Source organism: Mycobacterium paraterrae, assembly GCF_022430545.2.
In the GTDB taxonomy this organism is placed as follows: Bacteria; Actinomycetota; Actinomycetes; order Mycobacteriales; family Mycobacteriaceae; genus Mycobacterium; species Mycobacterium paraterrae.
The window spans coordinates 2,051,244-2,076,103 of record NZ_CP092488.2 but is presented as its reverse complement, the minus strand read 5'-3'; the positions used below and the strand labels follow the sequence as shown (position 1 = coordinate 2,076,103).

At 64.2% G+C, this 24,860-nt stretch carries 29 protein-coding genes; 17 read left to right on the top strand and 12 right to left on the bottom strand.

Annotated features, from left to right (window positions below):
• Positions 1 to 2 precede the first annotated feature (2 nt).
• The 3 genes from MKK62_RS09970 to MKK62_RS09960 all read right to left on the bottom strand — a co-directional run bounded on the left by MKK62_RS09970 (position 3) and on the right by MKK62_RS09960 (position 2,250).
• Positions 3 to 764: a YoaK family protein gene (locus MKK62_RS09970; RefSeq protein WP_240261227.1), complete on the bottom strand. Its 762-nt coding sequence runs from the start codon at positions 762 to 764 to the stop codon at positions 3 to 5.
• A 242-nt stretch (positions 765 to 1,006) separates the two neighbouring features.
• Positions 1,007 to 1,312, bottom strand: a complete 306-nt coding sequence (locus tag MKK62_RS09965; protein WP_240261228.1) for a hypothetical protein — start codon at positions 1,310 to 1,312, stop codon at positions 1,007 to 1,009.
• Between the two features lie 119 nt (positions 1,313 to 1,431).
• Positions 1,432 to 2,250: a TetR family transcriptional regulator gene (locus MKK62_RS09960; RefSeq protein ID WP_240261229.1), complete on the bottom strand. Its 819-nt coding sequence runs from the start codon at positions 2,248 to 2,250 to the stop codon at positions 1,432 to 1,434.
• Between MKK62_RS09960 and MKK62_RS09955 the strand changes: the two genes are divergently transcribed.
• Genes MKK62_RS09955 through MKK62_RS09940 form a run of 4 tightly spaced genes read left to right on the top strand, consistent with a single transcriptional unit; the run spans position 2,216 to position 6,839 of the window.
• Positions 2,216 to 3,082 (top strand): amidohydrolase family protein, encoded by an 867-nt coding sequence (locus tag MKK62_RS09955; RefSeq protein WP_240261230.1) that lies wholly within the window; start codon positions 2,216 to 2,218, stop codon positions 3,080 to 3,082. The two genes, MKK62_RS09960 and MKK62_RS09955, sit on opposite strands and share 35 nt — an antisense overlap.
• Before the next feature lie 6 nt (positions 3,083 to 3,088).
• Positions 3,089 to 5,314 carry an acyl-CoA dehydrogenase family protein gene (locus MKK62_RS09950; protein ID WP_240261231.1) on the top strand — a complete coding sequence of 742 codons (2,226 nt, stop codon included), beginning with the start codon at positions 3,089 to 3,091 and terminating at the stop codon, positions 5,312 to 5,314.
• Positions 5,315 to 5,351: 37 nt separating this feature from the next.
• On the top strand, positions 5,352 to 6,545 hold the full coding sequence (locus MKK62_RS09945) for an amidohydrolase family protein (protein WP_240261232.1): 1,194 nt from the start codon (positions 5,352 to 5,354) through the stop codon (positions 6,543 to 6,545).
• A 9-nt stretch (positions 6,546 to 6,554) separates the two neighbouring features.
• Entirely contained in the window at positions 6,555 to 6,839 is a 285-nt protein-coding gene (locus MKK62_RS09940) for a hypothetical protein (protein ID WP_240261233.1), read from the top strand.
• A gap of 34 nt (positions 6,840 to 6,873) precedes the next feature.
• Here MKK62_RS09940 and MKK62_RS09935 read toward each other — a convergent pair whose 3' ends face one another.
• On the bottom strand, positions 6,874 to 7,851 hold the full coding sequence (locus MKK62_RS09935; protein WP_240261234.1) for an alpha/beta fold hydrolase: 978 nt from the start codon (positions 7,849 to 7,851) through the stop codon (positions 6,874 to 6,876).
• A 254-nt stretch (positions 7,852 to 8,105) separates the two neighbouring features.
• Entirely contained in the window at positions 8,106 to 8,585 is a 480-nt protein-coding gene (locus MKK62_RS09930) for a DUF5994 family protein (RefSeq protein WP_434085048.1), read from the bottom strand.
• Positions 8,586 to 9,035: 450 nt separating this feature from the next.
• Between MKK62_RS09930 and MKK62_RS09925 the strand changes: the two genes are divergently transcribed.
• Both MKK62_RS09925 and MKK62_RS09920 read left to right on the top strand, forming a co-directional pair.
• Positions 9,036 to 9,716 carry a GAF and ANTAR domain-containing protein gene (locus MKK62_RS09925; RefSeq protein WP_260060479.1) on the top strand — a complete coding sequence of 227 codons (681 nt, stop codon included), beginning with the start codon at positions 9,036 to 9,038 and terminating at the stop codon, positions 9,714 to 9,716.
• 80 nt (positions 9,717 to 9,796) lie between these two features.
• Positions 9,797 to 9,979, top strand: coding sequence for a hypothetical protein (locus MKK62_RS09920; RefSeq protein WP_240261236.1), 183 nt, complete (start codon positions 9,797 to 9,799; stop codon positions 9,977 to 9,979).
• Between the two features lie 34 nt (positions 9,980 to 10,013).
• Here the strand turns inward: MKK62_RS09920 and MKK62_RS09915 are convergent, their stop codons facing one another.
• Entirely contained in the window at positions 10,014 to 10,637 is a 624-nt protein-coding gene (locus MKK62_RS09915) for an NADPH-dependent F420 reductase (RefSeq protein WP_240261237.1), read from the bottom strand.
• 94 nt (positions 10,638 to 10,731) lie between these two features.
• On the opposite strand from MKK62_RS09915, the gene MKK62_RS09910 reads away from it, so the two are divergent.
• The 4 genes from MKK62_RS09910 (at position 10,732) to MKK62_RS09895 (ending at position 14,643) form a co-directional block, all read left to right on the top strand.
• Positions 10,732 to 11,202, top strand: a complete 471-nt coding sequence (locus tag MKK62_RS09910) for a MarR family winged helix-turn-helix transcriptional regulator (RefSeq protein ID WP_240261238.1) — start codon at positions 10,732 to 10,734, stop codon at positions 11,200 to 11,202.
• A 215-nt stretch (positions 11,203 to 11,417) separates the two neighbouring features.
• On the top strand, positions 11,418 to 12,557 hold the full coding sequence (locus tag MKK62_RS09905) for a PP2C family protein-serine/threonine phosphatase (RefSeq protein WP_240261239.1): 1,140 nt from the start codon (positions 11,418 to 11,420) through the stop codon (positions 12,555 to 12,557).
• Entirely contained in the window at positions 12,554 to 14,194 is a 1,641-nt protein-coding gene (locus MKK62_RS09900; RefSeq protein ID WP_240261240.1) for a sensor histidine kinase, read from the top strand. Before MKK62_RS09905 ends, MKK62_RS09900 begins: the two co-directional genes overlap by 4 nt.
• A complete protein-coding gene (locus MKK62_RS09895) occupies positions 14,191 to 14,643 on the top strand; it encodes a response regulator (RefSeq protein WP_240261241.1) in 453 nt (150 codons plus the stop codon). Before MKK62_RS09900 ends, MKK62_RS09895 begins: the two co-directional genes overlap by 4 nt.
• Positions 14,644 to 14,654: 11 nt before the next feature.
• On the opposite strand, the gene MKK62_RS09890 is transcribed toward MKK62_RS09895, so the two are convergent.
• The 3 genes from MKK62_RS09890 to MKK62_RS09880 form a co-directional block, all read right to left on the bottom strand.
• The gene (locus tag MKK62_RS09890; RefSeq protein ID WP_240261242.1) at positions 14,655 to 14,792 is read right to left on the bottom strand and encodes a hypothetical protein; all 138 of its coding nucleotides are present in this window, start codon (positions 14,790 to 14,792) and stop codon (positions 14,655 to 14,657) included.
• Between the two features lie 230 nt (positions 14,793 to 15,022).
• Positions 15,023 to 15,874: an alpha/beta fold hydrolase gene (locus MKK62_RS09885; protein WP_240261243.1), complete on the bottom strand. Its 852-nt coding sequence runs from the start codon at positions 15,872 to 15,874 to the stop codon at positions 15,023 to 15,025.
• Entirely contained in the window at positions 15,871 to 16,296 is a 426-nt protein-coding gene (locus MKK62_RS09880) for a helix-turn-helix domain-containing protein (protein WP_240261244.1), read from the bottom strand. The genes MKK62_RS09885 and MKK62_RS09880 overlap by 4 nt, the downstream gene beginning before the upstream one ends.
• A gap of 296 nt (positions 16,297 to 16,592) precedes the next feature.
• On the opposite strand from MKK62_RS09880, the gene MKK62_RS09875 reads away from it, so the two are divergent.
• From MKK62_RS09875 to MKK62_RS09850, 6 genes are all read left to right on the top strand, one after another.
• Positions 16,593 to 17,249 (top strand): ABC transporter ATP-binding protein, encoded by a 657-nt coding sequence (locus MKK62_RS09875; RefSeq protein ID WP_240261245.1) that lies wholly within the window; start codon positions 16,593 to 16,595, stop codon positions 17,247 to 17,249.
• Positions 17,250 to 17,275: 26 nt separating this feature from the next.
• The gene (locus MKK62_RS09870; RefSeq protein ID WP_240261246.1) at positions 17,276 to 17,578 is read left to right on the top strand and encodes a DUF1490 family protein; all 303 of its coding nucleotides are present in this window, start codon (positions 17,276 to 17,278) and stop codon (positions 17,576 to 17,578) included.
• Between the two features lie 43 nt (positions 17,579 to 17,621).
• A complete protein-coding gene (locus tag MKK62_RS09865) occupies positions 17,622 to 19,010 on the top strand; it encodes an ABC transporter permease (protein WP_240261247.1) in 1,389 nt (462 codons plus the stop codon).
• 166 nt (positions 19,011 to 19,176) lie between these two features.
• Entirely contained in the window at positions 19,177 to 20,391 is a 1,215-nt protein-coding gene (locus MKK62_RS09860; protein ID WP_240261248.1) for an alpha/beta hydrolase family protein, read from the top strand.
• A 9-nt stretch (positions 20,392 to 20,400) separates the two neighbouring features.
• Positions 20,401 to 20,994, top strand: coding sequence for a carboxymuconolactone decarboxylase family protein (locus tag MKK62_RS09855; protein ID WP_240261249.1), 594 nt, complete (start codon positions 20,401 to 20,403; stop codon positions 20,992 to 20,994).
• Between the two features lie 31 nt (positions 20,995 to 21,025).
• Positions 21,026 to 21,853: an MBL fold metallo-hydrolase gene (locus MKK62_RS09850; RefSeq protein WP_240261250.1), complete on the top strand. Its 828-nt coding sequence runs from the start codon at positions 21,026 to 21,028 to the stop codon at positions 21,851 to 21,853.
• A gap of 14 nt (positions 21,854 to 21,867) precedes the next feature.
• On the opposite strand, the gene MKK62_RS09845 is transcribed toward MKK62_RS09850, so the two are convergent.
• The 3 genes from MKK62_RS09845 to MKK62_RS09835 form a co-directional block, all read right to left on the bottom strand.
• A complete protein-coding gene (locus tag MKK62_RS09845) occupies positions 21,868 to 22,833 on the bottom strand; it encodes an AraC family transcriptional regulator (protein WP_240261251.1) in 966 nt (321 codons plus the stop codon).
• Between the two features lie 127 nt (positions 22,834 to 22,960).
• Positions 22,961 to 23,314: a DUF732 domain-containing protein gene (locus MKK62_RS09840; protein WP_240261252.1), complete on the bottom strand. Its 354-nt coding sequence runs from the start codon at positions 23,312 to 23,314 to the stop codon at positions 22,961 to 22,963.
• 188 nt (positions 23,315 to 23,502) lie between these two features.
• A complete protein-coding gene (locus MKK62_RS09835) occupies positions 23,503 to 24,177 on the bottom strand; it encodes a TetR/AcrR family transcriptional regulator (RefSeq protein ID WP_240261253.1) in 675 nt (224 codons plus the stop codon).
• A 237-nt stretch (positions 24,178 to 24,414) separates the two neighbouring features.
• Here MKK62_RS09835 and MKK62_RS09830 point away from each other — a divergent pair, with 237 nt between their 5' ends.
• Positions 24,415 to 24,714: a DUF1330 domain-containing protein gene (locus MKK62_RS09830; protein WP_240261254.1), complete on the top strand. Its 300-nt coding sequence runs from the start codon at positions 24,415 to 24,417 to the stop codon at positions 24,712 to 24,714.
• The last annotated feature ends 146 nt before the right edge of the window (positions 24,715 to 24,860 follow it).

Sequence of the window (24,860 nt, the reverse complement as noted above, 5' to 3'; positions counted from 1 at the left end):
CGCTAAACCTGAATGGGATCCGGACGCGCGCCGACCGGATACACAGGGTGTGTCAGGTGATTCCGCATCGCACTGCGGATGGCGACGATGACGCAACACAGTGCCGGAGCGATCAATGCATAACCGCCCCAGCGAGAGCCTGCCAGCAGTCCGGCTGCCCCGCCCGTCAGGAACAGCAGGAGCGTAAGCGCCAACGTCGCGGCCTTCCACCGGTCGATCCCGATCTTGCGGCTGCGTCCGATCAACAAGCCCAGGTCGGTGATGGTTCCGGTGAAGTGGGTTGTGCGTACTGCCATTTCGCGGAAGCTAGACGTGAGCCCGTTCTGTAATCCCAGCGCAGCCGCCGCGAAAAACGCTTGCAATGCTTGTGTCTCGATTGGGGTGCCGTCGAGGATGTCCCTGACGAAGGTGTCCTCGACCGCGGCGGCGGCCAGGAGCAGCAGACCGGCCTCCCCGAGCAAGACAGCCGCCGGCCGCGCGCCGCTCATGATGATCTCGGCGGGCAGGATTGCACCGGCGGTCAGCGCTCCGAGGAAGAAGCCAGTCAGCACGGCCAGCAGCACGTGACCTTCGTACAGCCACGGGTTTGCTGTTTTCATCCCCAGCTGTGTCGTGACAGCGGTCAGATTGCCGACCGGCAGCGCGAAGATCAGCAGCGCGACGGCGTTGACGAAGCCCGCGTTCAGCGCCAACAGAGTGCTGATCCGGAGTACGAGTCTGCGAGCGAACGGCCGGGAATCGGTGTGGTCGCTGGTCGTGGGCATACGGCGAATTTATCGACTACCGCGCTCGGCGGCATGTTCAGCGATGCGTCGCGCAACCACTCAGCGGCCCATCCGTCGTCGTCACAATCGGCATCACCCCTGCTCAACCGGCTGAGTCACCCCGTCGCACGGCGTGATATTAGCGTTTTCAATGAGTGTTCGACGGGCTTGGTCGCGAGCGATCCATCCAAGGGTGTTGGTCGTGGAATCGGCGGCGCTACAGAAGAACTCGCGGGTCGGACTCAGTTCGACCAGGGATAGGCGAAAAGCGGACCGGTGACACCGTAGGCGAGGAGCCACGCCAGCGCGCACACGACCAGCAGCTGAAGTAGCCAGCTGACAATTCGGATCCGATTCGCCGCCACGAGTTCCACCCGGATGGCGGCGCTGAGGCGGGCAAGGTCACCGGCAGTCAACAACACCTTTCCCGCGCCCACCCGCAACAGGTAGTTGCTCTTCTCATCGGGCCGGTCCACCCGCAGGAGAATCAGCCGATCTCCGTCGGTGTCTTGCAAACCCACGAGGCTGGTGAGCTCGGGCTGTCGCACGGCATTCCCCTAGGCTGGTCGAATTTCCTGCGCTTGGTCGCTCAGGTTACTCGCTCCCGCTCCTGGAGAAAGTCGATTTTCCCGACGTCTTCCGTCCTTTGATATACGCCGCGCGTGGATCAGGCAGTGTGCGGGTTCATCAAGGAGCGTGTCACCCACTCGACTTTCGCCTGCGCTTCCTCGAACGTCATCATCCCGGCGAGCACGGCGCCGAGCGCGCTCGTCAACGCGGCGTTCAGGCCGAAGCTGATGTATGGAATGTCCTCTGCCGGAAGCCCTTCGAGCAAGCGGGCGAACATCTCGGTGTTGGTGCGGTTCATGTGGTCGATCGCCGCTTTGGCTTCGGGTTCGTTTGACGTCATGGTCTGCAGCATCAAGCTGGTCATCTTCGGATTGCGGTGGAACGCGCGCTGCGCGCGTTCGAGGTAGGCGAGGATGTCTGTCAGCGGGGCATTCGCCGTCGAACGGCGGGCCGCCAGCGTGCGTCGGGTCAGCCTCTTCTGCCAGTCTTCGAGCGCTGCGGCCAGCAGGTGCTCCTTCGACCTGAAGTAGCGGTAGACGGTTGCCAACGCGACGCCCGATCGCTGCGCGACGTCGCGCATCTGAACTGCCTCAGCGCCCAGGTCGGCAATCAGTCCGATCACAGCCTCGACGATTTTGGCCCGCCTGGCGAGTTGCCCACTGGTCATATCCGACAGGGACAGGATCTCCGGCTGACTGCTGTCGGCGAGCCGCACGGTGACACCACCTCCCATTCGTCCACCAGAACAACGTTCTCTCTGAGCCCGCATGATACCGGCTTGAAAGTAGCTTTTCCTACCGACCGCCTTGACATAGGTAGAACGGTGTTTCAATAATTGCCGGAGCGGCAGCACCGCTGCGCCCGTCTGATCGGAGGAAGCCATGGCCGGACCCGTCGGCGTGCCGGTGATCGACACGATGATCGGGTTTCCGCACGAGGGCTCGGCGCAGTACGACTTCATCCGTCGGCAAACGAAGGACCGGGAGTCGAAAGAAAGCTTCGACTTCCCGGTCGAGTACATGTTCAAGGACGTGCCCAAGGGGTTACCGACCGACGATCCTGTGTCGCTGGTTTTGCAGCAAATGGACAGATTCGGCATCGAGCGGGCGATGATCGGGGTTACCGAGGACTCGGCGGCGCTGGCACTCAAGACGTTTCCCGACCGCTTCATCCCCTCCGGCGCCATCGCGGACCCGAACGACGTGATGGGGTCGGTGAACGCAATCCGCCGCGACTACGAGCAGTTCGGCATCCGGGCGACGTCGGTGTTTCCGGCGGGAACCTTTCCCCAGGTGGCAATCGACGACCCGAAGATGTATCCGATCTACGCGACCTGCGTAGAACTGGGCATCCCGATATTCGTCTGCGCCGGCATTCCCGGACCACGCGTTCCGTTTGCACCGCAAGAGGTTTCACGGATCGACGTCGTCATGTTCGACTTTCCCGACCTGGTGTTCGTCACGCGGCATGGCTGCGAACCTTGGCAGGACCTCGCCGTCAAGCTCATGTTGAAGTGGCCCAACCTGTATTACTCGACCTCGGCGTTCGCCCCGAAGTACTACCCCAAGGCCATCATTGACTACGCCAACTCGCGTGGCGCGGACAAAATCCTCTATGCCGGTTACTTCCCGATGGGTCTGTCGCTCGAACGGATCTTCAGCGAGCTGCCCCACGTCCCACTCAAAGACGAAGTCTGGCCGAAGTTCTTGCACGGCAATGCTGCACGCATCCTCGGGCTGGAGGATTGACGACCGATGGGCTTGGCGGTAACCGAGGAACAAGAGCAGTTGGTCGATACGGTCGCCCGGTTCGCTGCACGCCATGCGCCGATCGACAAGACGAGAGCGGCATTCGACTCCCTGGCCGCCGGCGAGTTGCCGCCCTGGTGGGAGGAGTTCACTTCACACGGCTTCCTGGCCGTGCATCTCCCCGAGTCGGTCGGCGGCCACGGGGGCACACTCGGCGATCTCGGCTGTGTTGTCGAAGCCGCCGCCGCGACCCTGCTTCCGGGCCCGGTACTCAGCACCGCTATCGCCGCGGCCATTGTGCCGTTGGCCGGCGAGTCGGGGCTGCGCTGGCTCAGCGACGTCGTCTCGGGCGCGCCCGCAGCGGCGTTACTACCCGAGGATTCCGACATCCGGGCCAACCGCGTCAGCGGTGGGTGGCAGCTGACAGGCTCCTCGTCGCCGATATTGGGACTGGTTGCAGCGCAACGAGTCCTGCTTGCGGCGCGCACCAGTGACGGTGAGCGCTGGTTTACCGTGGAACCCGGCGACGGCAGCGACACCACCTTGTCGATCGACCAGCTGCAGGGCACCGACCTCTGCACGGACGTCGGTGTGCTGAACCTCAATCAGCACACCGTCGACGATGATGCGGAACTGTCCGGCATCGCGGTGGAACGTGCTTGCTGCGTCGCGGCGGCGCTCACCGCATGCGCGTCGGCCGGGACGGCACGCCAATGTGTGTCAGCGGCAATCGATTACATCCGGACGCGCGAACAATTCGGCAAGCCGATCGGATCCTTCCAAGCTCTGCAGCACAAGGCGGCCGTGTTACGGGTCAACGTCGAGCTGGCCGCGGCCGCGGCGTGGGATGCGGTGCGCGCCGCCGACGAGTCACTGGAACAGCATCGCCTTGCCGCCGCGTCGGCGGCATTGATGGCGGTGGTTCCGGCACCCGACTTGGCGCTCGACGCGCTCACCATGTTCGGCGCGATCGGGTACACCTGGGAACACGACACTCACCTGTATTGGCGTCGCGCAGTCAGCCTGGCGGCATCGCTGGGTCCGACGACGCGCTGGAGTCGTGATGCGGGTCGCCTGGCGCTAGAGGTGAGGCGCTCTACCGCAGCGAATCTCGGTGATGTCGACTCTGCGTTCCGGGCATGGGTGGCACGGACGCTCGACCATGCCCGGACGCTGACCAACGACCATCCGTCGGACGACGATCGGGCGCCCGGGCTCGCCTTCGGTGCGCAACGCGACGCGCTGGTCGAGGCGGGACTCGCCGCTCCGCAACTGCCCCGTCCGTGGGGTGTCGACGCCACCCCGGTGCAGCAGGTGATCATCAACGAGGAGTTCGACAAGCGACCGGAATTGGTCAAACCGTCGCTCGGCATCGCGGAATGGATTCTGCCGACGATATTGAACAGCGGAACCGACTCGCAGCGGCAGAGATTCGCGGACCCGATCCTGCGCGGCATGCAACGATGGTGTCAACTGTTCAGTGAGCCTGGGGCCGGGTCTGATCTTGCCTCGTTGCGAACCCGGGCCGCCAAAGTGGACGGCGGATGGCTCGTCAACGGCCACAAGATCTGGACGTCGATGGCCGACCGGGCGGACTACGGGGCGATGCTGGCGCGCACCGATCCAGCAGCACCGAAGCACCGCGGGATCAGCTACTTCCTCGTCGACATGGCGTCACCGGGTATCACCGTCGAGCCGATCAAGCAGGTCAGCGGCCACCACGACTTCAACGAGGTGTTCTTTACCGATGTCTTCGTGCCGGACGAGATGCTGGTCGGAAGTCCAGGCAGCGGTTGGGATCTCGCGGTCGCGACAATGGCCGTCGAACGCACCGCGATCGGCAACTACGTCAACATCGACCGGTCGGGTGCGCTGCGCCATGTCGCGAGAATCATCGGTCCCGATCAGGACACCGCGATTCAAGCGCTCGGTGACATCGAGGCTTACACCACTGCGATCAAGGCTATGGTCCTGCGGGAAACGCTGAGGTTGGTGCAGGGGCAATCGCCGGGGCCCACGTCGAGCATCGCCAAGTACGCGATGGTGATGCTGTTGCGCCGTGCCGCACGCGCCACGCTGAACCTGACCGGCCGCATCGCGATGCTGGAGGAGTCAGACCCGGCCGTCGTCCGGCCGTATTTCGACATGCCCTCCGAATTGATCGGCGGCGGGACCGCGGAGATCCAGTTGACCGTCATCGCGTCGATGATCCTCGGCCTGCCACGCGGCTGACCTCTACCTGCCCCGCCATCGAAAGGACAGCACCGCAATGACTACCGAGTTGGGCTTTACCTTCTTCGACTGTGACAACCACTACTACGAGGCAGTCGATGCCTTTACCCGCCACATCGATCCGCAATTCAAAAAGCGTGCAATTCAGTGGGCTCAGGTGGACGGCAAGCAGCGTCTACTCGTCGGCGGCCGGGTCAACAGGTTCATCCCGAACCCGACATTTGATCCCGTCGGTAAGCCCGGGGCGCTCGACGAGTACTTTCGGGGGCGCAATCCCTATGGTGCCGACCTGAATTCGCTCTTCGGCGAGCTGGAACCCATCAGCCCCGCGTATCGCGACCGGGACGCACGCTTGGCGATGATGGACGAACAAGGGATGCAGGGCTGCATACTCTTGCCGACACTGGGGGTTGGGATGGAGCAGGCGCTGCTGCCCGACCTGGATGCCACGGTCGCGGCCTTCCGCGCCTTCAACCGCTGGATGGACGAAGACTGGGGATTTGCCTACCAGGCGCGGATTTTCAGCGCTCCCTACATCACGCTGTGCCGGCCCGACGCCGCGGTGCGGGAACTCGAATGGGCATTGGACCGCGACGCTCGTTTCATCGTCATGATCCCGGGTCCAATCTCTACCGACGTGGGAATGCGCGCACCCGGGGACCCGATGTTCGACGAATTCTGGCGATTGGCAAACGATTCGGGCATCACCGTGTGCTACCACTCCGGTGAGACCTACTACTCGAAGTTCATGCCGGCCTGGGGCGAGGCGGACTACATGATGTCGTTTCAGGCATTACTGGGCTTCCGGTCGCTGTTCTCCGGGGACGCGTTACAGGACACCTTCGCCAATCACCTGCACAGTGGTCTGTTTCTGCGTTTCCCCAACCTGCGCATGGCCTCGATCGAGAGCGGTTCGGCGTGGGTATTCCATCTGTTCGAAAAGCTCACCAAGTCCTACGGACAAATCCCGTTCATCTACCAGGAAGATCCCCGCGAGACATTCAAGCGCCACGTCTGGGTGTCCCCCTTCTACGAGGACGAGCTCGCCAGCCTGCTCAAGCTGCTCGGTGCGGAACGGATCATCATGGGCTCTGACTTTCCGCACGTCGAGGGACTCGCGGAACCGGCGTCCTATATCAAGGACTTGGAGAATTTCGACTACACGCCTGACCAATGCCGAACCGTCATGCGCGACAACGGGATCGAGCTGTCGATTCGCCGGCCGGTGTAAACCCGCTTCATGAAGGTCGAGAAGTCGAGTCTGGTCGCCATGCTTCTCGAGGTGGGTGAGGAGAACGTGGCTGTCCTGCTTGCCCACTCACCGCTGCCGGACGACCTCGACACCGACACCGACCTCGACACGTTGGTCACCTTCGGGCTCGAGCCTCAGCAGGTTGCGGAGTTGGCGCGATTAGCGGTCGGTGCACGTGAACCCGGTGACGTGATGAGCCGGCGCACTCGCGACGAGCTCGAGAAGACCATCTCCCGGCGATGGTCCGACCTGGTGGACAACTGGACCACCTGAGCCGCAGCGACTTTGATGCGCGGGTCGGCCGGCGCTAGCTCTCATTAGGTGGCTCTGCGGCGTTCGGGTTGACCGCTTGGGGGCCGATGAACTCCATTCCGGCGTTGATCGCCGGGCGGTGACGAAGGATCCGGTAATGCGCGAGTCGGCCAAGCCCTCGCGTGGTCATCAATCGCGCACCCTGCCACGCCGCGGCCAGTCGTTCGCTGGCAGCGTAGGGGCTGTCGGGATCGTCGGGGTCGTGGATGAGGAGCAGCGGCGGATAGTTCGCCCGTCGACCGATCCGCGTCATGTTCGTCTCTTCCAGTGGCATCGCGATGCGTTTTTCCAGGCGACGATGCAGCCCGGCACGGATTCGGCGGCCGAAGCCGTGACGCGCGGCGAACAGGTCGAGATAGAGCGGAAAATCGCCCATGGGCGCCAGAAAGACCAATCGGCCCACCTGGGTGCCCTGCGCCGCCGCCAAGGCGGTCGCATTCGCGCCGAGCGAGTGCGCTATCACCGCCCTGGCGGGTCCGTGGGCTTCGATCATCGCCGCTATCGCGTCGGCGCACTCGATGGCGGTGGTGCGGCCGGGCGCGAGCGCACCCGGATCGGATTCGTTATGGCTGGGCAGGTCGAACGCCACGGCCCGATAACCCGCCTCGACCAGCGGTTTGACGAAGACAGCCAGATGCGCGCGCTGGCCTCCCCAACCGTGAACGAGATACACGGGCGGCCCTTCGCCCCATTCCTCGCCGGCAACGCGATGGCCGTCCCAATACGCTTCTACCGGCCGCCCCGGCGACACACCGGGCGGCATGCGCAAACTCGACTCGAGAATCGGTGGGGTACACCATAATTCGACTGCCCACCGCGATCCCAGAAACGGCGCCAGCCGCTCGAGCACCCAAAAAGCGCGGCGCACTCGGACCTCGACCGGGGGAAGGATTCCAGAACCGACGACATCGAGCGGTGCGATCTCGCCGGCCGATGCGGCCGAGGCCGGCCTTCCCGGTGCTCGTTCGGTCATGAACCACGATCGTAGTGTCGGCTGGACAGCGCCGGCCTTCTGGTGTGGTTGCGGTTCACCAGTGGCGGATCAGGAAGGGACCGAGCGGGGTAACCACCCACAGCACCGGGGACTCGTATTCTGAACCCTGAGACGTTTAGCAGTTTGGGTCGAAGACGCGCCCGGTCCCTCGCCGTTCATGGTTTCATGCGTGCCGGCGAATTTCGGCATCGCGCCGAATACCCTTCGCTATCTGGATACCGGTCCCGTTGCCGTCATTGCCATCTCGGCTCGCTCGGTTGCAGAGTGCTAGCCGCGGCGGCATGCCCCGCCGCGGCGCGCTGTGTCATCGCGGCTTGGAGGACGGACCCGGCGGTCCTGAATGCGGGCTTTTCGCGATCGCTCGGGACGATGGGAAGTCCGGCGGCACGTCGCAACACCATGAGCGCGAGCCCGCTATGGGTGTGGTATGCGATGACCAACAGGTTGACGCGGGCATCTTCACCGTTGAGCGTAATGACGTGTTGGGCTTTGTGCTCCCAGCCCGGCCAGTTCAGATTGGGTGGCCGCTGCAGGTGTGACCAATTGACGTTGATGGAATCGATCCGGCCGAGCAGTGGAGTCAGCGCAGTGACCAGACGAGGCAACTCGATGGTCATGCGGTCAACCCGCGGCCACCACGCTCCGTCGATGTCTCCACCGCGTGCTTCGGCAATCGAAAACCGGACGAGACTGGCCGCCCGCCACTCGCTCATCGGACACCGAACCGATGTGACAAGCAGAAATTACTCATCGAAGGGATTCCTCACGGGCAGGGCGTCGCTTCCCGCTGCCACTGGAAACGGAGGAATCCCATTGGGCAACAATGTGATCGGCTGCTGTTGCGGCAGATCCTTGTTGACAACGAAACGGCTCACCTTGACAGTACGCTGCCGGCGGCCGTTTGTAACCTTTCCAGCGGCACCGTCGGCACGCGGAGGCTCTGACCGAAGTGTCGGGTAATGGCGCGAAGACGCCCACGATTTATGTCCCGACGACATCCGTTCCGGACGTCCTCCGAACGTATGCCTGCCTCGAACATCTATGTTCAGGAACACGTTGTCGGTGTAGGTTGAAGCGACGGCAAGCGGACGCGATGGCATTCACCTTGCCGTGAGCCCTACCCGTGAGCGGCGGTGCGATTGAACGGCCCCCATGCCTTGCACGTGCGCCTCGCCGCACTGGTGCGGGAGATTCAGGAAGACGACACCATAGGCTTGTCAACGGCCTTGGGCAAGCTGACGTCGAGCGCTGCTCACGACGTGCCGGGCGCACAATATGCCGGAATTACTGCCGTCGACGAGAATGGCGGCATCCATGCTGCCACCGCGACGCATCGGTATTCAGCGCTGCTGGACTACCTGCAGCAGCGCTACGACCAAGGCCCCTGTCTGGAGGCGGCGCGTCAGCGACACAGCGTCAGCGTCACCGACCTGGTCGGCGATTCGCGCTGGCCGAATTTTCGCGCAGCTGCGCTGGATGCCACCCCAGTCCGTTCGATGATCTGTTTCGACCTGTCGGCGGGTTCGCAGAGCTTCGGAGCGTTGAATCTGCACGCCGAGCCACCCCACAGCTTCGGCGCCGAAGCGTTCGACATCGCACACACCTACAGCATTCACATTGCGGCAGTATGGAATTCGCTGCTACGCATGGGCCGAATACAGAGTGCCCTAAGGTCGCGCGACATCATCGGACAAGCCGAAGGCATGCTCATGCACCGATTCGGCATCAGCGCTGACGAGGCGTTCGTGTTGCTCGAACGACTGGCGACGAGTGCCAAGCTCCCGCTCGACGACATCTGTACCCGACTCGCCTTACGACGAGAGGTGGACCCCGGCGATCTTTGAGCGCGCTGTTCATCAGACCGGACGCCCATCCGACTCCCCGGAATGTTCAATAAGTGAACCAACGCGCTAGCATAGGCGAGATGGCCGAACCACCGTCCGCCTCCGACGACGACGCGCTCGACGCTGCTTATCACCACGTGTGGCACGTCATCTTCGGCGCTCGGATCATCGATCGGGGACCTGTTCCCTTGCGGAAGGTATTCAAGGAGATGCCTGGACTCGACTCTCGGCTTACTGCCAGTCGTGAGAACGGGACGGCGTGAAGGCTCGGTAGCGCAAGTGTCAGGTCCGTGGGGCTCAACCGGGAACCGCGGCACCGAGTGCGAAGTCGAAACTGCCCATTCCGTGACGGGCAAGGCCCATCACAAGCAGACCCGCGCCCTCGAGCCAATGCGCCATGCTCAAGCCGCCGACGTCGAGCGGACGAAGCCCGAGGGTGGCGATGAATTCGGACAACTTCTCTTTGGCGGACTGGTCGTCACCGGCAAGGAAAACGTCGAGCGGCCGACCTTTCTCCAGCACAACACCGAAGATGGTGTTGAACGCCTTCACCACGCTGGCGCTGGCCGGAGCCACCTTGGCGACTTCCTGCGCGACCGAGGTGCCCTCGGGGATCGCCAACCCGTCGACGGCGGCATTGAAGGGGTTGCTGATGTCGACGATGACTTTGCCCGCCAGACGATCTCCGTAGTCGGTGACGACTGGAACGACGTCCGCGTGCAAAAGCGCCAGAATGACGATGTCCCCGGCCGGAACGGCCCCCAGCCCGCCTGCGGTGGCGTTGCCGCCGAGCGTCTTGGCTAGGTCGGCAGCCTTGGTCTGATCGCGGCCGATGATCTGCACGGTGTTCCCGCCTGCCACTGCGAGTCCGCCGATGGCGCGGGCCATGTTCCCGGTTCCGATGATGCTGATCCTGCTCACGTGAAGTCCCCTGCCCGTTGACCCGAATGGTTGACTTGTCAACCTTATTGCAAACTAGATGACGCGTCAACCAATCCGGATAGCATGGCTGCTTGTGGAACCGAACTGGCTCGACGCCCGAGAAGATCGCGCGTGGCGCGCCTTCCTGCACGCGCATCATCAACTCGAACTGCACCTGCACCGCGGGCTGCAGGAATTCGGCCTGTCCGGCGCCGACTACCGGATACTGGCGGCGCTCTCCGAACAGGCTGGTGACTGTATGCCGGCCCGCGATCTGTGCAACGCGCTGAGCTGGGAGAAAAGCCGGGTCTCACATCAGGTACGGCGAATGGAGAAGGACGGGCTGATCAGGCGCGCGCCCAACCCCGACGACGCTCGTAGCACCATGGTGTGCCTAGAGCCGAAAGGCCGCGCCGCCATCGAGAAGGCGGCACGCGGTCACGTCGACGACGTCCGCCGGAATTTCATCGACCTGCTCACGCCGGCCGAGCTCGACACCCTCGCCACTGTCAACGAGCGAATCCTGAACCATCTGGCGGCAATTCATGAAGACCACCGACCGTAGCCTCTAGCAAGCTGCACGGCGGGGACCATTGCCCATCGCCGTTAGCCGATCGGGGCGTATCGCTGGTTTCGCGACGGCACTGGATAGGATGGCTGAGCCCCTCACCGGGTGTTGTGACAGTTCAAGTACACGGGTGGCGCATGCTTGGTCCAGAAGGACTCGTTTCGGCGGGCCTTGCCAGGACGGACGTCACGGCAGCGCTCTCGCCTCAATCGTTGACCGTATTGCTGGTTGAGGATGACCGCGGTGACGCGCTGCTGGTAGAAGAACTGATCGCTGACATCAACGCCACCGTGCGATTGGTATGGGCACAGTCGTTGGCAGAGGCCGAGCGTGAACTCGCGAAGGGCCGGCCGGACTGCGTGTTGCTCGATCTGCACCTGGCTGACGCCGACGGCGTGGGGGCCCTCGGACGTATCAACAGATGCGATGCGACTGTGCCCATCGTCGTGCTCACCGGGATGAACGACGAACACGTGGGCGTGTCCGCGGTAGCTGCCGGCGCCCAGGACTATCTAGTCAAGGACCGCGTGGAGCCCGAGACGTTGCGCCGTGCGCTGCTGTACGCGGTGGAACGGAAGCGTGCCGAGCTCACCGCGGCGGATCTGCGAGTGAGTTTGCTCCAGGCCCAGGAGAACGCCCGGCTGGAGCGCGGGCTGCTCCCGGCGCCGCTGCTGCTCGACGATCCCGGCGTCGAAGTCGTCACCCAGTACCGGCCGAGCCGCAAGAGCGGTCTGCTGGGCGGAGATTTCTATGACGTGGTGCAGACCGCCGATCGCGTCGTTCACGTGATGATCGGCGACGTGTTCGGGCATGGGCCAGAAGAGGCGGCGCTGGGAGTAGGCCTGCGCATCGCGTGGCGCGCCTTGGTACTGGCCGGTGTGGACGGGGTCGAGCGGATGCGCCAGCTCAACCGGATTCTGCGTGTGGAGTGCACCGACCGGGCCTTCGCAACGGTGCTCAACTTAGCTGTCTATCCGGATGACCGCGTTCGCGCTGTGCGGGCCGGGCACCCGCCGTTGCTGTTGCACGGCGGCGGTGTCGTCGAGTGGGTGGAGCCGGCCGGCGGCCCGCCGCTGGGCGTATTGTCCGCCGACTGGCCTGAGTGCGACGTGGACGTGCCGCGCGGAAGCGGTCTGGTGTTGCTCACCGACGGCTTGTTCGAGGGTTATTCGGGTCCAGGCAGGGAGCGCCTCGGGGAAGACGGGCTGCTGGCGCTCGGCCAATCGTTAGCAGACTTGCCCGGCCCGCAGTTCGTCACCGCTCTTGTCGACGCGGCCGAACAACGCGCGATGGTTCACGGCGGATTCAGTGACGACGTTGCGGTGCTACGCATAGAGCGGACAACCAGATGAGCCGTGCGACGGCTAGTGAGATGCGGCGGGAGGCGCGCGTACAGCTCACGGTGCAGGGTTGGCTCAACGTCGTTTTGGGCGTGATGGGTGTGATGGTCGTCGCCGGCGCGGTGGCCGGATCGATCTTGGTCAATCGCAGCGACGGTGTGTCGCGTCAGCTGATCGAGTCCATCCAGCCGGCCCGCGCGGCCGCCTATCAATTGCAGGCTGCGCTCAGCGATCAAGAGACCGCGGTGCGCGGATACGTGATCTCGGCCGACAAACAATTCTTGGACCCCTACTTCACCGGTCAGCGCGCGGAACTCGTTGCGGTACAGAACATCCGACAGAAGTTGGCTCAGCGCCCCGGACTGATCGCCGACCTTGATGCGATCGAACGCGCCAGCACCGCCTGGCGAACCTCGTACGCCGAGCCGCTGATCGCCGGTGTCACGGTGGGCGTTCCCACTGCAGTGAGCAGTGCCACCGCGCAACGGGGCAAAGCCCAGTTCGACGGTATTCGTGCGCTGTTGGACAACCAGACTCAGCATTTGACGGCGGCCGTCGTCGACGGCAAGGCCGAATTCATTTCGGTGCGCAGCTGGCGCGACAAAGTGTTGCTCGCCCTGGTCGGCGTGTTCCTGTTGACCGCCGTGGCGTTGGGGCTGCTGAGCCAGTGGGCGGTTACCCGTCCCCTCGCCGCGTTGGCTGCCGCGTGCCGGCGGGTCACCGAAGGAAACTTCGCTGAACGGATCGTTGCGCGCGGGCCGCGCGACGTTCAAGGGATTGCGACCGATGTCGACGACATGCGCAAGCGCATCGTCGACGAGCTCGGCTCCTCACAGTCCGCCCAGGCGCGGCTGATCGAACAGGCCGAAGTGATGGACGCCCAGGCGATCGAGCTGCGGCGATCCAACGCCGAACTCGAGCAGTTTGCCTACGTCGCGTCGCACGACCTGCAGGAGCCATTGCGAAAGGTCGCGTCGTTTTGTCAATTACTGCAAAAGCGCTACGGCGACAAACTCGACGACCGCGGTGTCGAATACATCGACTTTGCCGTCGACGGCGCCAAGCGCATGCAAGTACTGATCAACGACCTGCTCACCTTCTCCAGGGTGGGCCGGCTCAACGACCGGCATGTCGAGGTCGACCTCGACGGGGCGCTCGACACCGCGCTGGGGAATCTCAGCACCGCAATCGAAGACTCCGGTGCTGAGATTTCCCGCACCGGAGTACGTCACCCGCTGGTGACCGGTGACCCCACTTTGCTGACGATGTTGTGGCAGAACCTGGTTGGTAACGCGATGAAGTTCGCCAGGGACGGTGTCGCGCCACACATCGAGATCACTTGCGAGTCCGTCGCCGCCGACTCTGGTGATCAATGGCTAATCACCGTGTCGGACAACGGCATCGGTATTCCGGCGGAATTTGCCGACAAAGTTTTCGTGATTTTCCAACGCCTCCACGCTCGGACCGCCTACAGCGGTACTGGGATCGGGCTGGCGATCTGCAAGAAGATCGTCGAGCATCATGCAGGGAGGATTTGGATCGACACCGATTACACCGCGGGAACCCGTTTTTGCATGTCGCTGCCAATCGGCAACTCGGGCAGCACCGACATGCAGTTTGCAACTAATGAGGAAGCGACACATCTGTGACACCTGAAGACCGCCCTATCGTCGTCCTGCTCATCGAAGACGATCCTGGGGACGAGCTCATTACCCGAGAAGCATTCGAGCACAATAAGATTCGCAATACCCTCAGTGTTGCCCACGATGGCCAGGAAGGTCTCGACTACCTCTACCGACGAGGCGCCCACCAGGACGCGGCCCGACCTGACTTGATACTGCTCGACCTGAACCTGCCCAAATACGACGGCCGGCAAGTTCTGGAGACCATCAAGTCAGACCCGGACCTGTGTCATATCCCCGTCGTCGTGCTCACCACCTCACAAGCCGAAGAAGACATCCTGCGCAGCTACAAGCTGCATGCCAACGCCTACGTCACCAAACCTGTCGACCTCGACCAGTTCATGAACGCGGTGCGTCAGATCGACGAGTTCTTCGTGCAGGTGGTACGCCTACCCCAGACCTACCCGTCCACCTGACCCGGATCCGGCTACAGATAGGCGCGGAGGATCTCCGCTTCGCGGACGAGGCGGTCTGCCGCGTCGTGCTGCTGCAGCGATCGGTAATGCGTGGCCTGTGTCTCCCAGTCGCCGACGAGACCTCGAATGATCGCGTGAACATCTGTCATGGACAGCTCGCGTCTCGGCGCCTCCGTCGAGAAGAGTCCCGGCGTCGAGTGGGCGATAACACCCCCGTCAGGTCGCGTTGCCCCATTTGCGGGGTGTGCTGCTCCGGCGTTGTCGACCGCCGCAATCATTGCTCGCAGCGCTGAGACGCGTTCTGCCTGGTGTAGTTTGAGCGCGCAGCGCAGGTCGCGGCGTAGCCTTTCGAGGAAGACCCGCAAATCCTGCGGCCCTGTCACCGGTGTGCGCCATGTTCGAGAAGTGCGTGCAGCTTTTTACCGTCGTCGAATAGACCGTGGCCCACGCCCGGCAGCACAGTGATCGATGCCGCGGGTTGTAAGCGCGCCAGGCGTTCCGCCGTTTCACGCGAGTCGAGCATGCGGTCGCGTGCACCCACCACGACGAAAAGTGGTGCGGCGATGGCCGCGAGGTCTGCGTCGGAGAAAATGGGCAGTGCGTCGCGACGCGGACGGTAGTGGCGCTGGATCGTCAGCATGTAGTCGATCACGGGTTCAGAAATGTCTCCTGGCCCTAGCGCGATGCGAAGCGCCTCGCGAATGCCGCGGTCCCCGAACGGCATGAGGATAAGCGCTGCCAGAACGGCGCCGTTGCGTTGCCGCCCGATACCGGCGGGGGCGCGCAGCGCTAGTCGTCGTACTCGGTCGGGGCGGCGAATCGCGTAGTCGGTGGCGAGCCAGCCGCCCAGCGACACCCCCACGAGAACAGCTGCCTCGACGCTCAATTCGTCGAGTACGTCGTCCAGCCACGACGCATAGGCGTCGGAGCCACGCGGGGGCCGTGACGGCGCACTCAGTCCGGGCTCGCCAATGATGTCGACCAGGTAGAGCCTGTGCGTGAGTGACCACAGCGAGGCATCGGCCCGCCAGATCGCGCTGTTACTCCCTGCACCATGCAGCAGGACGACCGGCGGTGCATCCAGGGGTCCGCAGTCGAGGACGAAAGTGTCTCCCTCGCGGGTGCTTACGGTGCGCTGTCGCAAAGGCATCGTCCATCGCCGAAGCTGCGCGCGGTAGCTGCGCTCGACCGCCTGCTTGCCAGTCGAGGAGCGATAGATGCCGTCGCTCATTGCTCGTCCTGACGTGACAGGGCGCCAATCAACCCGATCACGGCCGCGCTGGGTTCGGCATCGCCGTCAACGAACACCGTCAGACGGCCGACCAATTCGTCATACCTGCAGTGGACATCTAGTTGCCCCGGGTGACGCGCAGTCCCGGTCGTCACGGCGGTCAAGTGCCCGGTGATGCGATCCATCGCGACGCGGTCGACATTTTCGATGTGCACGACGGTCGATACGTGCGCACGCGGGATGCCGGCCGGCTCGTCGGCTGGCATCCCGGCGAAGGCCCGTAGATCCCGTTCGGCGATCCGGTACTGCTTGCCCACCCTGACGGCCGGTAGCCGGCCATCGCGGACATAGCCGCGCACAGTGCGCACGTGCAGTCCGAGAATGTCGGCCACCTGTTCGGCGGAATACATAGCGACGGTCACTACCTCAAACTACCCTATCCATCCCACTGGACCTCTATATAAGGATGTATGCGGTTATTTACGGAGAAGTCGGATGGGACTTAGCGCTGTGCGTCAGTGGCACGGGCCGGCGCCCGCCTGTACTCGAGAATCCCGGCGATCTCAGCGCTCTCTCAGCGGACCCTTCCTAGGCTCGAGCCCAGCGGCGAGTGCGCCGGTCCAGGAGACGGGAATGAAAGTTCGTTGCATACGCAGATGCCCAGCGGCAGAACAGGTTTGGCGGCACACCGTTGTTCTGAAGTGCACGGCTGACGGACATGGATGGTTTTCACCTCGAGCAGGTCACGGTGACCCGCGGTCCGTCCACGCTGTTGGCGCAGGTCAGCGCCACTATCTCGGCCGGCCGCTGCACCGCGGTGACCGGTGCGAGCGGAGCGGGTAAATCGACGCTGCTGCGATTACTGAACCGGCTCACCGAACCCACCACCGGACGCATCACGCTCGACGGTGTGCCCCTCACTGAGCTGGATGTCTTGGCGCTCCGGCGCCGGGTCGCGATGGTGGCGCAGACCCCGGTGTTGCTGACCAACCGCGTACTTGACGAGGTGCGCGTCGGGCGTCAGGACTTGCCTGAGGCTGCCGCGGTCGACTTGATCGCCCGGGTCGGCCTGGCGCCTTCGTTCCTCGAGCGCGCCACCGCGGAACTCTCCGGCGGCGAGGTGCAGCGCCTGGCTCTGGCGAGGGCGTTGGCCGTCGAACCGAGCATGCTGCTGCTCGACGAGCCGACCTCGGCGCTCGACGAGGCATCAGCCGAAGTCGTCGGGGCGCTCGTCGGCGACTTCGTGAGCGCGGGCGGAACCGTGGTCCTCGTCAGCCACGACCAAGGTCTGATCGGCAGCGTCGCCGGGCAGGTCCTGGTCCTCGACCACGGTCATGTCGTCGCAAGCCACGCAAAAGCTATGAGCTGGAACTGATTCAACAAGGTGAAGGGACTGTACTAATGGTGTGGCAAGGGGTCTTGGCGAAGGCGGCGCCCACGGTGGTCACCGGCGTGGTGGGAATGGTTGCTTACGAGGGGTTGCGGAAGGTGGCGGCGAAAAAGCCGCTGCGCGCAGCCAGCGTTTCGGTGACAGCGTGGGGTCTCCGCGTTGCCCGCGAGGCCGAGGAAGGCGCCGCCCGGGCTCGACTAGCCGTCGCCGACGTGGTCGCCGAGGCTGCGGAGCGCATCGACAGCGAAGCTCCGTCGCCGCAGCCGGCTCACCCGGCAGACGACCCCGCGGGACCTGTCGATGCCGTGCACTGACGCCGGCGCCAGGCCCGTGGTTGTCTCGTCGACTGCGGGACGAATGCGGTTGCGCGCGAAGGCGTTTCGTCATGACCCGGGCTGGGCCAGCGCGATCGAGCAAATCGTCGCGACGGTGGACGGTGTCCGCGCAGTGCAGGCTTATCCGCGTACCGCGTCGGTTGTGGTGTGGTACGAGCCCGGCAGCTGCGACACCGCGGCCGTCGTGTCGGCGATTGCCGAGGCGCAGGACGTCGCCGTCGCGTCGACCGGCACACCGACGTCCCCGTACCTGGGTGCCGGCCACCGCGGGGGCCTGCTGAGCAAGATCGTGGGTGGCCTCGCGCAATCGCTGCTGATTCCGGAGCGTGACGACTCGGACCCGCCGCCGGAGATCGAACGGTTACGTGCGGCGCTCGACCGGATCGGCTACTACCCCGCGCCGGCCGCTGCTGCGGCCCGGCCGCCACTGGTTGGGCAGCTCAAGCGAATCCCCATCCGTCCGCGGTGGACGTGGCTCGCCCTGCCGCTCGGTCTGGCAGCGGTCAGCTTCACCGGCTTGGGGCTCCGCTCCCTGCGACGGTGGGCGGCAGTCAGTGGTGTGCGGGCAGCACGATCTCAGCCGGTAGGCCGGCGCTCCCCGTTGCGTCTCGCCGCGATGGCCACCACGGCGTTGGCCGTGCCGAGCTGGGGCGGCGTAGTCGTAGCGCTGCTGTTGGTCGGCGTGGCCGGGGCGATCGCCTACCGGCAGCGGCTCGGTCTCACGCGGGAAATCGCCGTCGCCGGTGCGCGGGCTGCGGTGCAATTGCTGACCGCTGGCGCCCTTCTCCGCATCGTCTTCCAGCGACCCAGCCTGCTCGGTCCCTTCGGCTGGTTGATCGGGATGATCGTCATCGCCGGGCAGGTCGCGGGCCGCCGCAGCAGCGGACTCCCCGGCGCTCGGGTTGCCGCGACCAGCGGAGTTGCCGCCAGCACTGTCGTCACGCTCGGCACGTTGTTGGCCGGTCGGGTGATCGCCGCCCAGGGCCGTGTCATCGTTCCGGTCGGCGGCATGATCGTCTCGTCTGCGATGCTGGCCGCCGGAAGTTCGCTGCGGCGGCTCGATGCCGAACTTCGTCAATCGCGGCCGGCCGTTGAGGCCCGGTTATCTCTGGGCCAGTCTGGACGCGAGGCGATCTTGCCGTACCAGCGTTCCGCGCTGCGCACCGCGTTGATCCCGGCGATCGACTCTACGAAAGTCGTGGGGTTGATCAGCCTGCCCGGTGCCATGACCGGCCTGATTCTGGCCGGTGTGAGTCCCCTGACTGCCATCCGCTACCAGATCGTGGTGATGTACATGCAGCTGGCGGCCACCGCCGTGTCGGCGTTGGTCACCGTCCGCGTCGCCGAAGGATCGATCCTCGACGACGCGCACCGTCTGATTCAGCCGGACCCGCTAGACGAGCCGAGCTGATTCTTCCCGCCGCGCTCGCAGTCCGACTCCACCGCTCCGGAGGCTCGGGCGCGCCAGAATCCGGTTGCGACGCGCCAATTGTGGCGGCTCTGGTCTCACCGCTGCAAGGCTGGCTCTAGCGGCTCGCACATGTAGCGAAACGCACTGCGCCACAGCATTCATGGAGGTGTTGGTGAAGATCGGCTTCAAGGACGACTCGTTTGCGTTCGAGCTCGTCCGCAATCTCGGCTTCATCTACTACGGTGGCAGCGACCTGGGTGAGATGATGGCGACCGCCGAGCAGATCGTAGAAGGTGATTTCGAGAGCTGGTACACCAACTGGCACGCCCGTGCCGAACGAACCTTGGGCCGCGCGCAGGCTTCCGACAAGGCCGGACACAAAGTCAGCGCGCGAGAGAGCTTTCTGCGGGCCTCGACGTATTTCCGCATGGCCGAGTTCTATCTGCACGGCGACCCCGATGATCCACGCATCCTGCACGACTCCCGGGCCTCCCGCGACGCGTATGCCAGAGCCGCCGAACTCACCGGACCCACCTGGGAGAAAATCGAAATCCCTTACGAGGGAACGACTTTGCCCGGTTACTTCTACAAGGTGGATGACTCCGGCGAACCTCGGCCGACGCTGATCTTTCACGGCGGTTACGACTCCAGCATCGAGGAGCTTTACTTCTACGGCGGTGCGCCGGCCACTCGACGGGGCTACAACTGCTTGACCTTCGACGGCCCGGGGCAGGGTGCCCCGGTGCGCGAGCAGAAACTGTTCTTCCGTCACGACTGGGAGAAGGTCGTCAGCCCGGCCGTCGACTACGCGCTGACTCGGTCCGATGTCGACGGTGATCGCCTCGCGCTGAAGGGAATGAGTTTGGGTGGCTACCTCGGCGCCCGCGCGGCGGCATTCGAACCGCGGTTCAAGGCCGCGATTTTCTTCGACGGCGTGTACAGCTTCGAGGACTGCGTGCGTGGCGTGTTGTCACCGGCGGCGACAACGGCATTCGACGACGGCGACGCTTCTCGCTTCGACGAGATCATCGCCGACGAGATACGCGCCAACACCTTGCTACGCTGGAATTTCACCCAGGGCACGTTCTCGTTCGGCACCGAGTCCTATTACGAATTTGCGGTCGCATGCCAAAAGATGACCCTGGACGGCGGCGTCGTCGAACGCATTGCCTGCCCATGCCTGGTCATGGAGGCGGACGGTGACCAGTTCTTCCGCGGGCAGCCTGAACACGTCTACAACGCCCTGCGCTCCCCGAAACAGTTCGCCCGATTCACAGCCGAGGACGGTGCCGAAAACCATTGTCAGTCAGGGGCATTGGCGTACAAAGACGAGGTCGTCTTCAACTGGCTCGACGACATCCTGCTCGCAGACCAGGCGTGAAGGCTACCGATGAACGATTCGGCACTTGGCGGACGACTGCCGTTGATCGACCCGCGGACGTTGTCCGGGGATCAGCGAACGCTGTACGAAACCTTACGGTCGTCGTTAGTCACATGGGCAGACGCCAACGGATTCCGGGGCATGACCGACGACGGGCAGTTGATCGGACCGTTCAATCCGTACCTGTACAGCACCGGCATCACACCAGGCTTCCTTGCCTGGATGCAGGCCGACTCGGCACACACCACGCTGGACAAGCAGACTCATGAGGTGGTGATCCTCACCGTCGGAGCGGTGTGGCAGTCCCCTTACGAGCTTTATGCCCATTCGGCGGTCGCGCGGACGGTCGGTCTTTCCGAGCCGGTTATCGCGGGTCTGTGCGCTGGTGAAACGCCTGCCGGACTAACACCCGGCCAGCTCGTGGCCCACAGATTCGCCCGACAGCTCACCCGGGAACGCCACGTCGATGACGATCTCTATCGCGAAGCCGAAAAGCAGTTCGGTCGCGCCACCGTGGTCGACATGGTTTACCTCGTCGGGTTGTACCTGTTGACGTGCGCACTGCTGAACGCTTTCGAGATTCCGAAACCCGAAGAGGCGTAACGGGATCAGGTCCAGACGGCAAGGAGTATTCGTGTCCCCCAAGATCGTCATCGAGCACACCACCTTCGGGTTGATGGGTCCACTGGTGCACACGTCAACCACCTCGATGTCCATTCACTGCGTGGTCTTCCACGTCGGCGACCGGATCATCCTGCTCGACACCGGGTTCGGCACCCAAGAGATGGACGATCCGCAACGCTTACTGGGGGCCGACGCGTTGTTCAAACTCGGGATTTTGGTCGACCCGCGACTTACCGCCGCACACCGTCTGCAGGCGCGCGGAATAGAGCTCAGCCAAGTCACCGACATCGTTCTCACTCACCTCGACAACGATCATGTGGGCGGTCTGCATGACTTCCCCAACGCTGTCGTACATGTTGCCGAAGAAGAACTGAACGCCTACGACGGCACTCAGCAGCGTGGGCCCTACCGGCCTTACCAGGTGTCACATCGCACGCGCTTCAAGACCTACGGCCCCACCGACGAGCGTTGGTTCGGTCTGCCGGCTCGCACCGTCGACCTCCCAGAAGCGTTGGATGTCAAGCTCGTTCCGCTGCCAGGCCACACCATCGGCCATTGCGGTGTCGCCTATCGCGAGAACAACGCGTGGTCCCTGCATGCCGGTGACGCCTACTTCGACCACACGATGAACTTTCTCGCTCACCCGCCGGGGCTGCCGCTCGAAATCGCGTTCCAGACCGACTTCGCCAATCGCATCGCCAGCCTGGGCAGGCTGAGAGAGCTACGGATCGACCACGCCCACGACATCCACATGTTCTGCACTCATGACCACAGTGAGTATCTCAGCTGGACCAGCGAGCGCGGTCAGCCTGACACGTTGATCGAATACCGAATTTGAGGTGGGCTGCGCTGTCAATTGCCGTGCCAGCGCCGCAGCGCCGCACGTAGTGCGCGGCTGTCGTTGAAGCCCACCCGAGCCGCGACCGCCGATCTGCTCAAGCCGTCCGCCAACAACGCCTCGACACGTTCTCGGCGCAGCGCATCGACCACATCGCGCCAACTGGTGCCCTCTTCGCTCAACCGACGCTGCAGGCTCCGCGGGCTCATCGCCATCTTGTGAGCTGCGGCCGCCAATGACGGCTCCCCCGTGCCGAATTGAGCGGCGATGACGGGTCGCAGCCGGTCCCTCAGTGTCGCCCCGGCACCACCTGCCTTGATGACATCGGCGGCGTGCGTCTCCAGGACCGCCGCCAGCGTCGCGTCGGCGTCTGGCAGCGGTAGGAAAAGGTCGTCGGGCGGGAGCGTCATGAAGGAAAGCTCTGTGCCGTAATCGATTTCGCGGGCTCCTGTGATCGCGGCAATGCGCGACGCGTGAGTAGGTGCGTCAGCCGCGAATCCGAGATGCAGAGGCCGAATCTCGCGGCCAGCGGCATGTCGAGCAAGTCGGAGAATGGTGCCCAATGCGAATTGGCTTGCGACCGCGTCAACCTGAGGGTCACCACTGCGAACCTGGTAGACGATGGTGAGACCGTCCCGCTTGCCGCGCACCAGTCCGACGTCGTTCGCCGCGGTGTTGAGTACGTCGACGAACCGCACAAAACCAGCGACCGCGTCGGCGAGGGTCGGCGCACTGCGAAACATGTAGTCCGTCAGGCGAAGATGGCCGAAGCGCCACCGGCTGGCCACTGTGAATCCCAGCATCGATTCGTCGGCTCGGTTGATAGCGCGTTGCCACTGGTTGGTCACCCACGCCACCGGCACGCGCCCGGCCTGCCCGCCGGTGGGCAGGCGCGCTTGGCCGCCGGCGTCCTTCAGACCCGCGGCGATCAGGCGCCCCAAACCAACGTCGATCGTTGGCTCCGCCTGCAGATCGTGCACCGGCTTACCTTTCGTTCGCGCCCCGTCAGAGCAGCCCACCATGGACATTGCGTCTTGACAACTTCAGGACGAAACGGTCGAGGCCTGGTGCGTTTGCCTCACTTTGCAGAGGACGACGCAAGGCCGCCTAGGTGCACAGCGTGGGGGCGTCGCACACGTTTCCTGGACAGTAGATCCGATGCGCTGCGTTGACCATGGTTGCGGCTTCGGCCCCGGTTACCCCTTGTGCGCCGAGGCGCGCCTCGAGGTCGTTGGCAATGCGCTGGGGGGTCCAGCCCCAGGTGAGGTTGTAGCAGACGTCGTTCGCCTCTTGGATGAGTCCGGCCTGCGTGCCCGGCGTCCAGTGCAGGCCGACGGCGCGCAGCGCGGCCAGGTAGGCGTCGTCTTGCGGGCTGGCATTCGCGACCCCTGCGCTAACCAGCCATCCGGCACCGGCCGTGGCGAGCATGGCGAGCACGGTTAGTGAGCGGTGCGTAGTCACCGTTGTATCTCCTTCGGTATCGAGTTCGGCCAGCTGCCGACGGTGGCCCCTTTGCCGGGCGAGCAGACGCTGCCCTCACTTTGTCGCCGGCGAGGCCACGTTCGTTACCCGCTATACACCCGTGATTCACTTCACAGGCCACGAGCGGGCTCCGACGGCCGCTCGCAAGCGGTCAAGCGACGCCGACGTCAGGTTCGGCTGCCCCGCAGGCCCTCGGTCGCATCCGACGCCGCGGGATCCGTAAGGGCGGAGATCGCGGTCGAGACGTCGAGACCGGGGTCGAGGCGGACGGCGCAGCGTAGCGAGGCGATGAGCAGATCCACCACCATCTCGACCATCTCCTCGAGAGCGAAGGGGTGATCGTTCGTCAACCAGAAGGCGGTGGCCTCGTCCAGGCTGCCCTGACATGAGCGCAGCATGAGTCGGATCGCGGGGCGGGCGCTGTCGAGGCCGAGGACCGCACAGGTCCATTCGATTGTGTGCCAGCGCGCCTGATCAAAGATCTCCCGTGCCTGCGGGTCGCCTCCGCCGCCACCGAGGATCAGCCGCAGCGCGAAGTCGCGGTGATCGCTGAGGTATGTCAGATGGGCGCGGATCATCTGCCGGAAGCGGTGACCGGCTGGCTCGGTGTCGGTTTCTGACGTCGTGGCAGCGCCGACGCGCAGCGCCGCCTCGCGCAACACCTCCACATAAATGCCCCGCTTGTTGCCGAAGTAGTGGAAGACCAGACCCTGTGCCAACCCGGCGGCCTCGGCAATGTCGCTGGTCGTGACGTCGTCGAAATGGCGTGCCGAGAATTCGGCCAGAGCTGCATCGAGCAGCCGTCGCCGCGCCCGTTCGGCTTGCGCTCGACGCTGCGTCACCCGCGTTCCGGTCGTGAAGCGCAAGTCTCTTGAACGGGAGTCACTGCCTGATCGTCCGCGAGTCGAACTGGCGTCGGCAACCGAAATTCAGGAATCGCTCCAAAATTTCGTTGAGTCTCACTCAACAAGCGCTATCGTAGCCATAGGCGTTCTGCTTCATCGGCGTCCTGCCGGGCGAGGCGGACGGGCGAACCGGCCGAACGCTCAGGTGACCGGCGTGACCAACGGAGGCAAAAGATGACCGCTTACGCGCTGTGCGAACTCGAGGTCAGCGATCTGCAGGCGATGCAGCCCTATTTGGACGGGGTAGCGAAGACCATCGCCACTCACGGCGGCAAATATCTCGTGGCTGGGCAGAGTCCCGAGGTCGTCGAGGGAGGTCCGGGCCAATTCCCGGTAAAGGTCGTCCTCGAATTCCCGTCTTTGGACGCCTTCAAGACGTGGTACGGCTCCGCGGAATACCAAGCCATCCTGCCGTACCGGCAAGCGAACTCGCGGTCGAATTTCTATGTGATGGATGGCGTTCCGATGCACTAACCGGTTGGTGTCAATGGCGACGTCACTTCTCGTGAAGTGATAGAGCCCACGGCTTCATGCCCAATAATCGGCACGTCGACGCTGCATTTCGACACCGGCCGGCAGAGGTGGCCACCAGATGGTCGGATCGGGTAGGTCGACCCTTC

Coding starts and splice junctions, on each gene's coding strand:
- MKK62_RS09970 (WP_240261227.1), bottom strand. CDS start 764: ATGCCCACGACCAGCGACCACACCGATTCCCGGCCGTTCGCTCGCAGA.
- MKK62_RS09955 (WP_240261230.1), top strand. CDS start 2,216: ATGGCCGGACCCGTCGGCGTGCCGGTGATCGACACGATGATCGGGTTT.
- MKK62_RS09950 (WP_240261231.1), top strand. CDS start 3,089: ATGGGCTTGGCGGTAACCGAGGAACAAGAGCAGTTGGTCGATACGGTC.
- MKK62_RS09945 (WP_240261232.1), top strand. CDS start 5,352: ATGACTACCGAGTTGGGCTTTACCTTCTTCGACTGTGACAACCACTAC.
- MKK62_RS09940 (WP_240261233.1), top strand. CDS start 6,555: ATGAAGGTCGAGAAGTCGAGTCTGGTCGCCATGCTTCTCGAGGTGGGT.
- MKK62_RS09935 (WP_240261234.1), bottom strand. CDS start 7,851: ATGACCGAACGAGCACCGGGAAGGCCGGCCTCGGCCGCATCGGCCGGC.
- MKK62_RS09930 (WP_434085048.1), bottom strand. CDS start 8,585: ATGAGCGAGTGGCGGGCGGCCAGTCTCGTCCGGTTTTCGATTGCCGAA.
- MKK62_RS09920 (WP_240261236.1), top strand. CDS start 9,797: ATGGCCGAACCACCGTCCGCCTCCGACGACGACGCGCTCGACGCTGCT.
- MKK62_RS09900 (WP_240261240.1), top strand. CDS start 12,554: ATGAGCCGTGCGACGGCTAGTGAGATGCGGCGGGAGGCGCGCGTACAG.
- MKK62_RS09890 (WP_240261242.1), bottom strand. CDS start 14,792: ATGACAGATGTTCACGCGATCATTCGAGGTCTCGTCGGCGACTGGGAG.
- MKK62_RS09885 (WP_240261243.1), bottom strand. CDS start 15,874: ATGAGCGACGGCATCTATCGCTCCTCGACTGGCAAGCAGGCGGTCGAG.
- MKK62_RS09875 (WP_240261245.1), top strand. CDS start 16,593: ATGGATGGTTTTCACCTCGAGCAGGTCACGGTGACCCGCGGTCCGTCC.
- MKK62_RS09870 (WP_240261246.1), top strand. CDS start 17,276: ATGGTGTGGCAAGGGGTCTTGGCGAAGGCGGCGCCCACGGTGGTCACC.
- MKK62_RS09865 (WP_240261247.1), top strand. CDS start 17,622: ATGCGGTTGCGCGCGAAGGCGTTTCGTCATGACCCGGGCTGGGCCAGC.
- MKK62_RS09855 (WP_240261249.1), top strand. CDS start 20,401: ATGAACGATTCGGCACTTGGCGGACGACTGCCGTTGATCGACCCGCGG.
- MKK62_RS09830 (WP_240261254.1), top strand. CDS start 24,415: ATGACCGCTTACGCGCTGTGCGAACTCGAGGTCAGCGATCTGCAGGCG.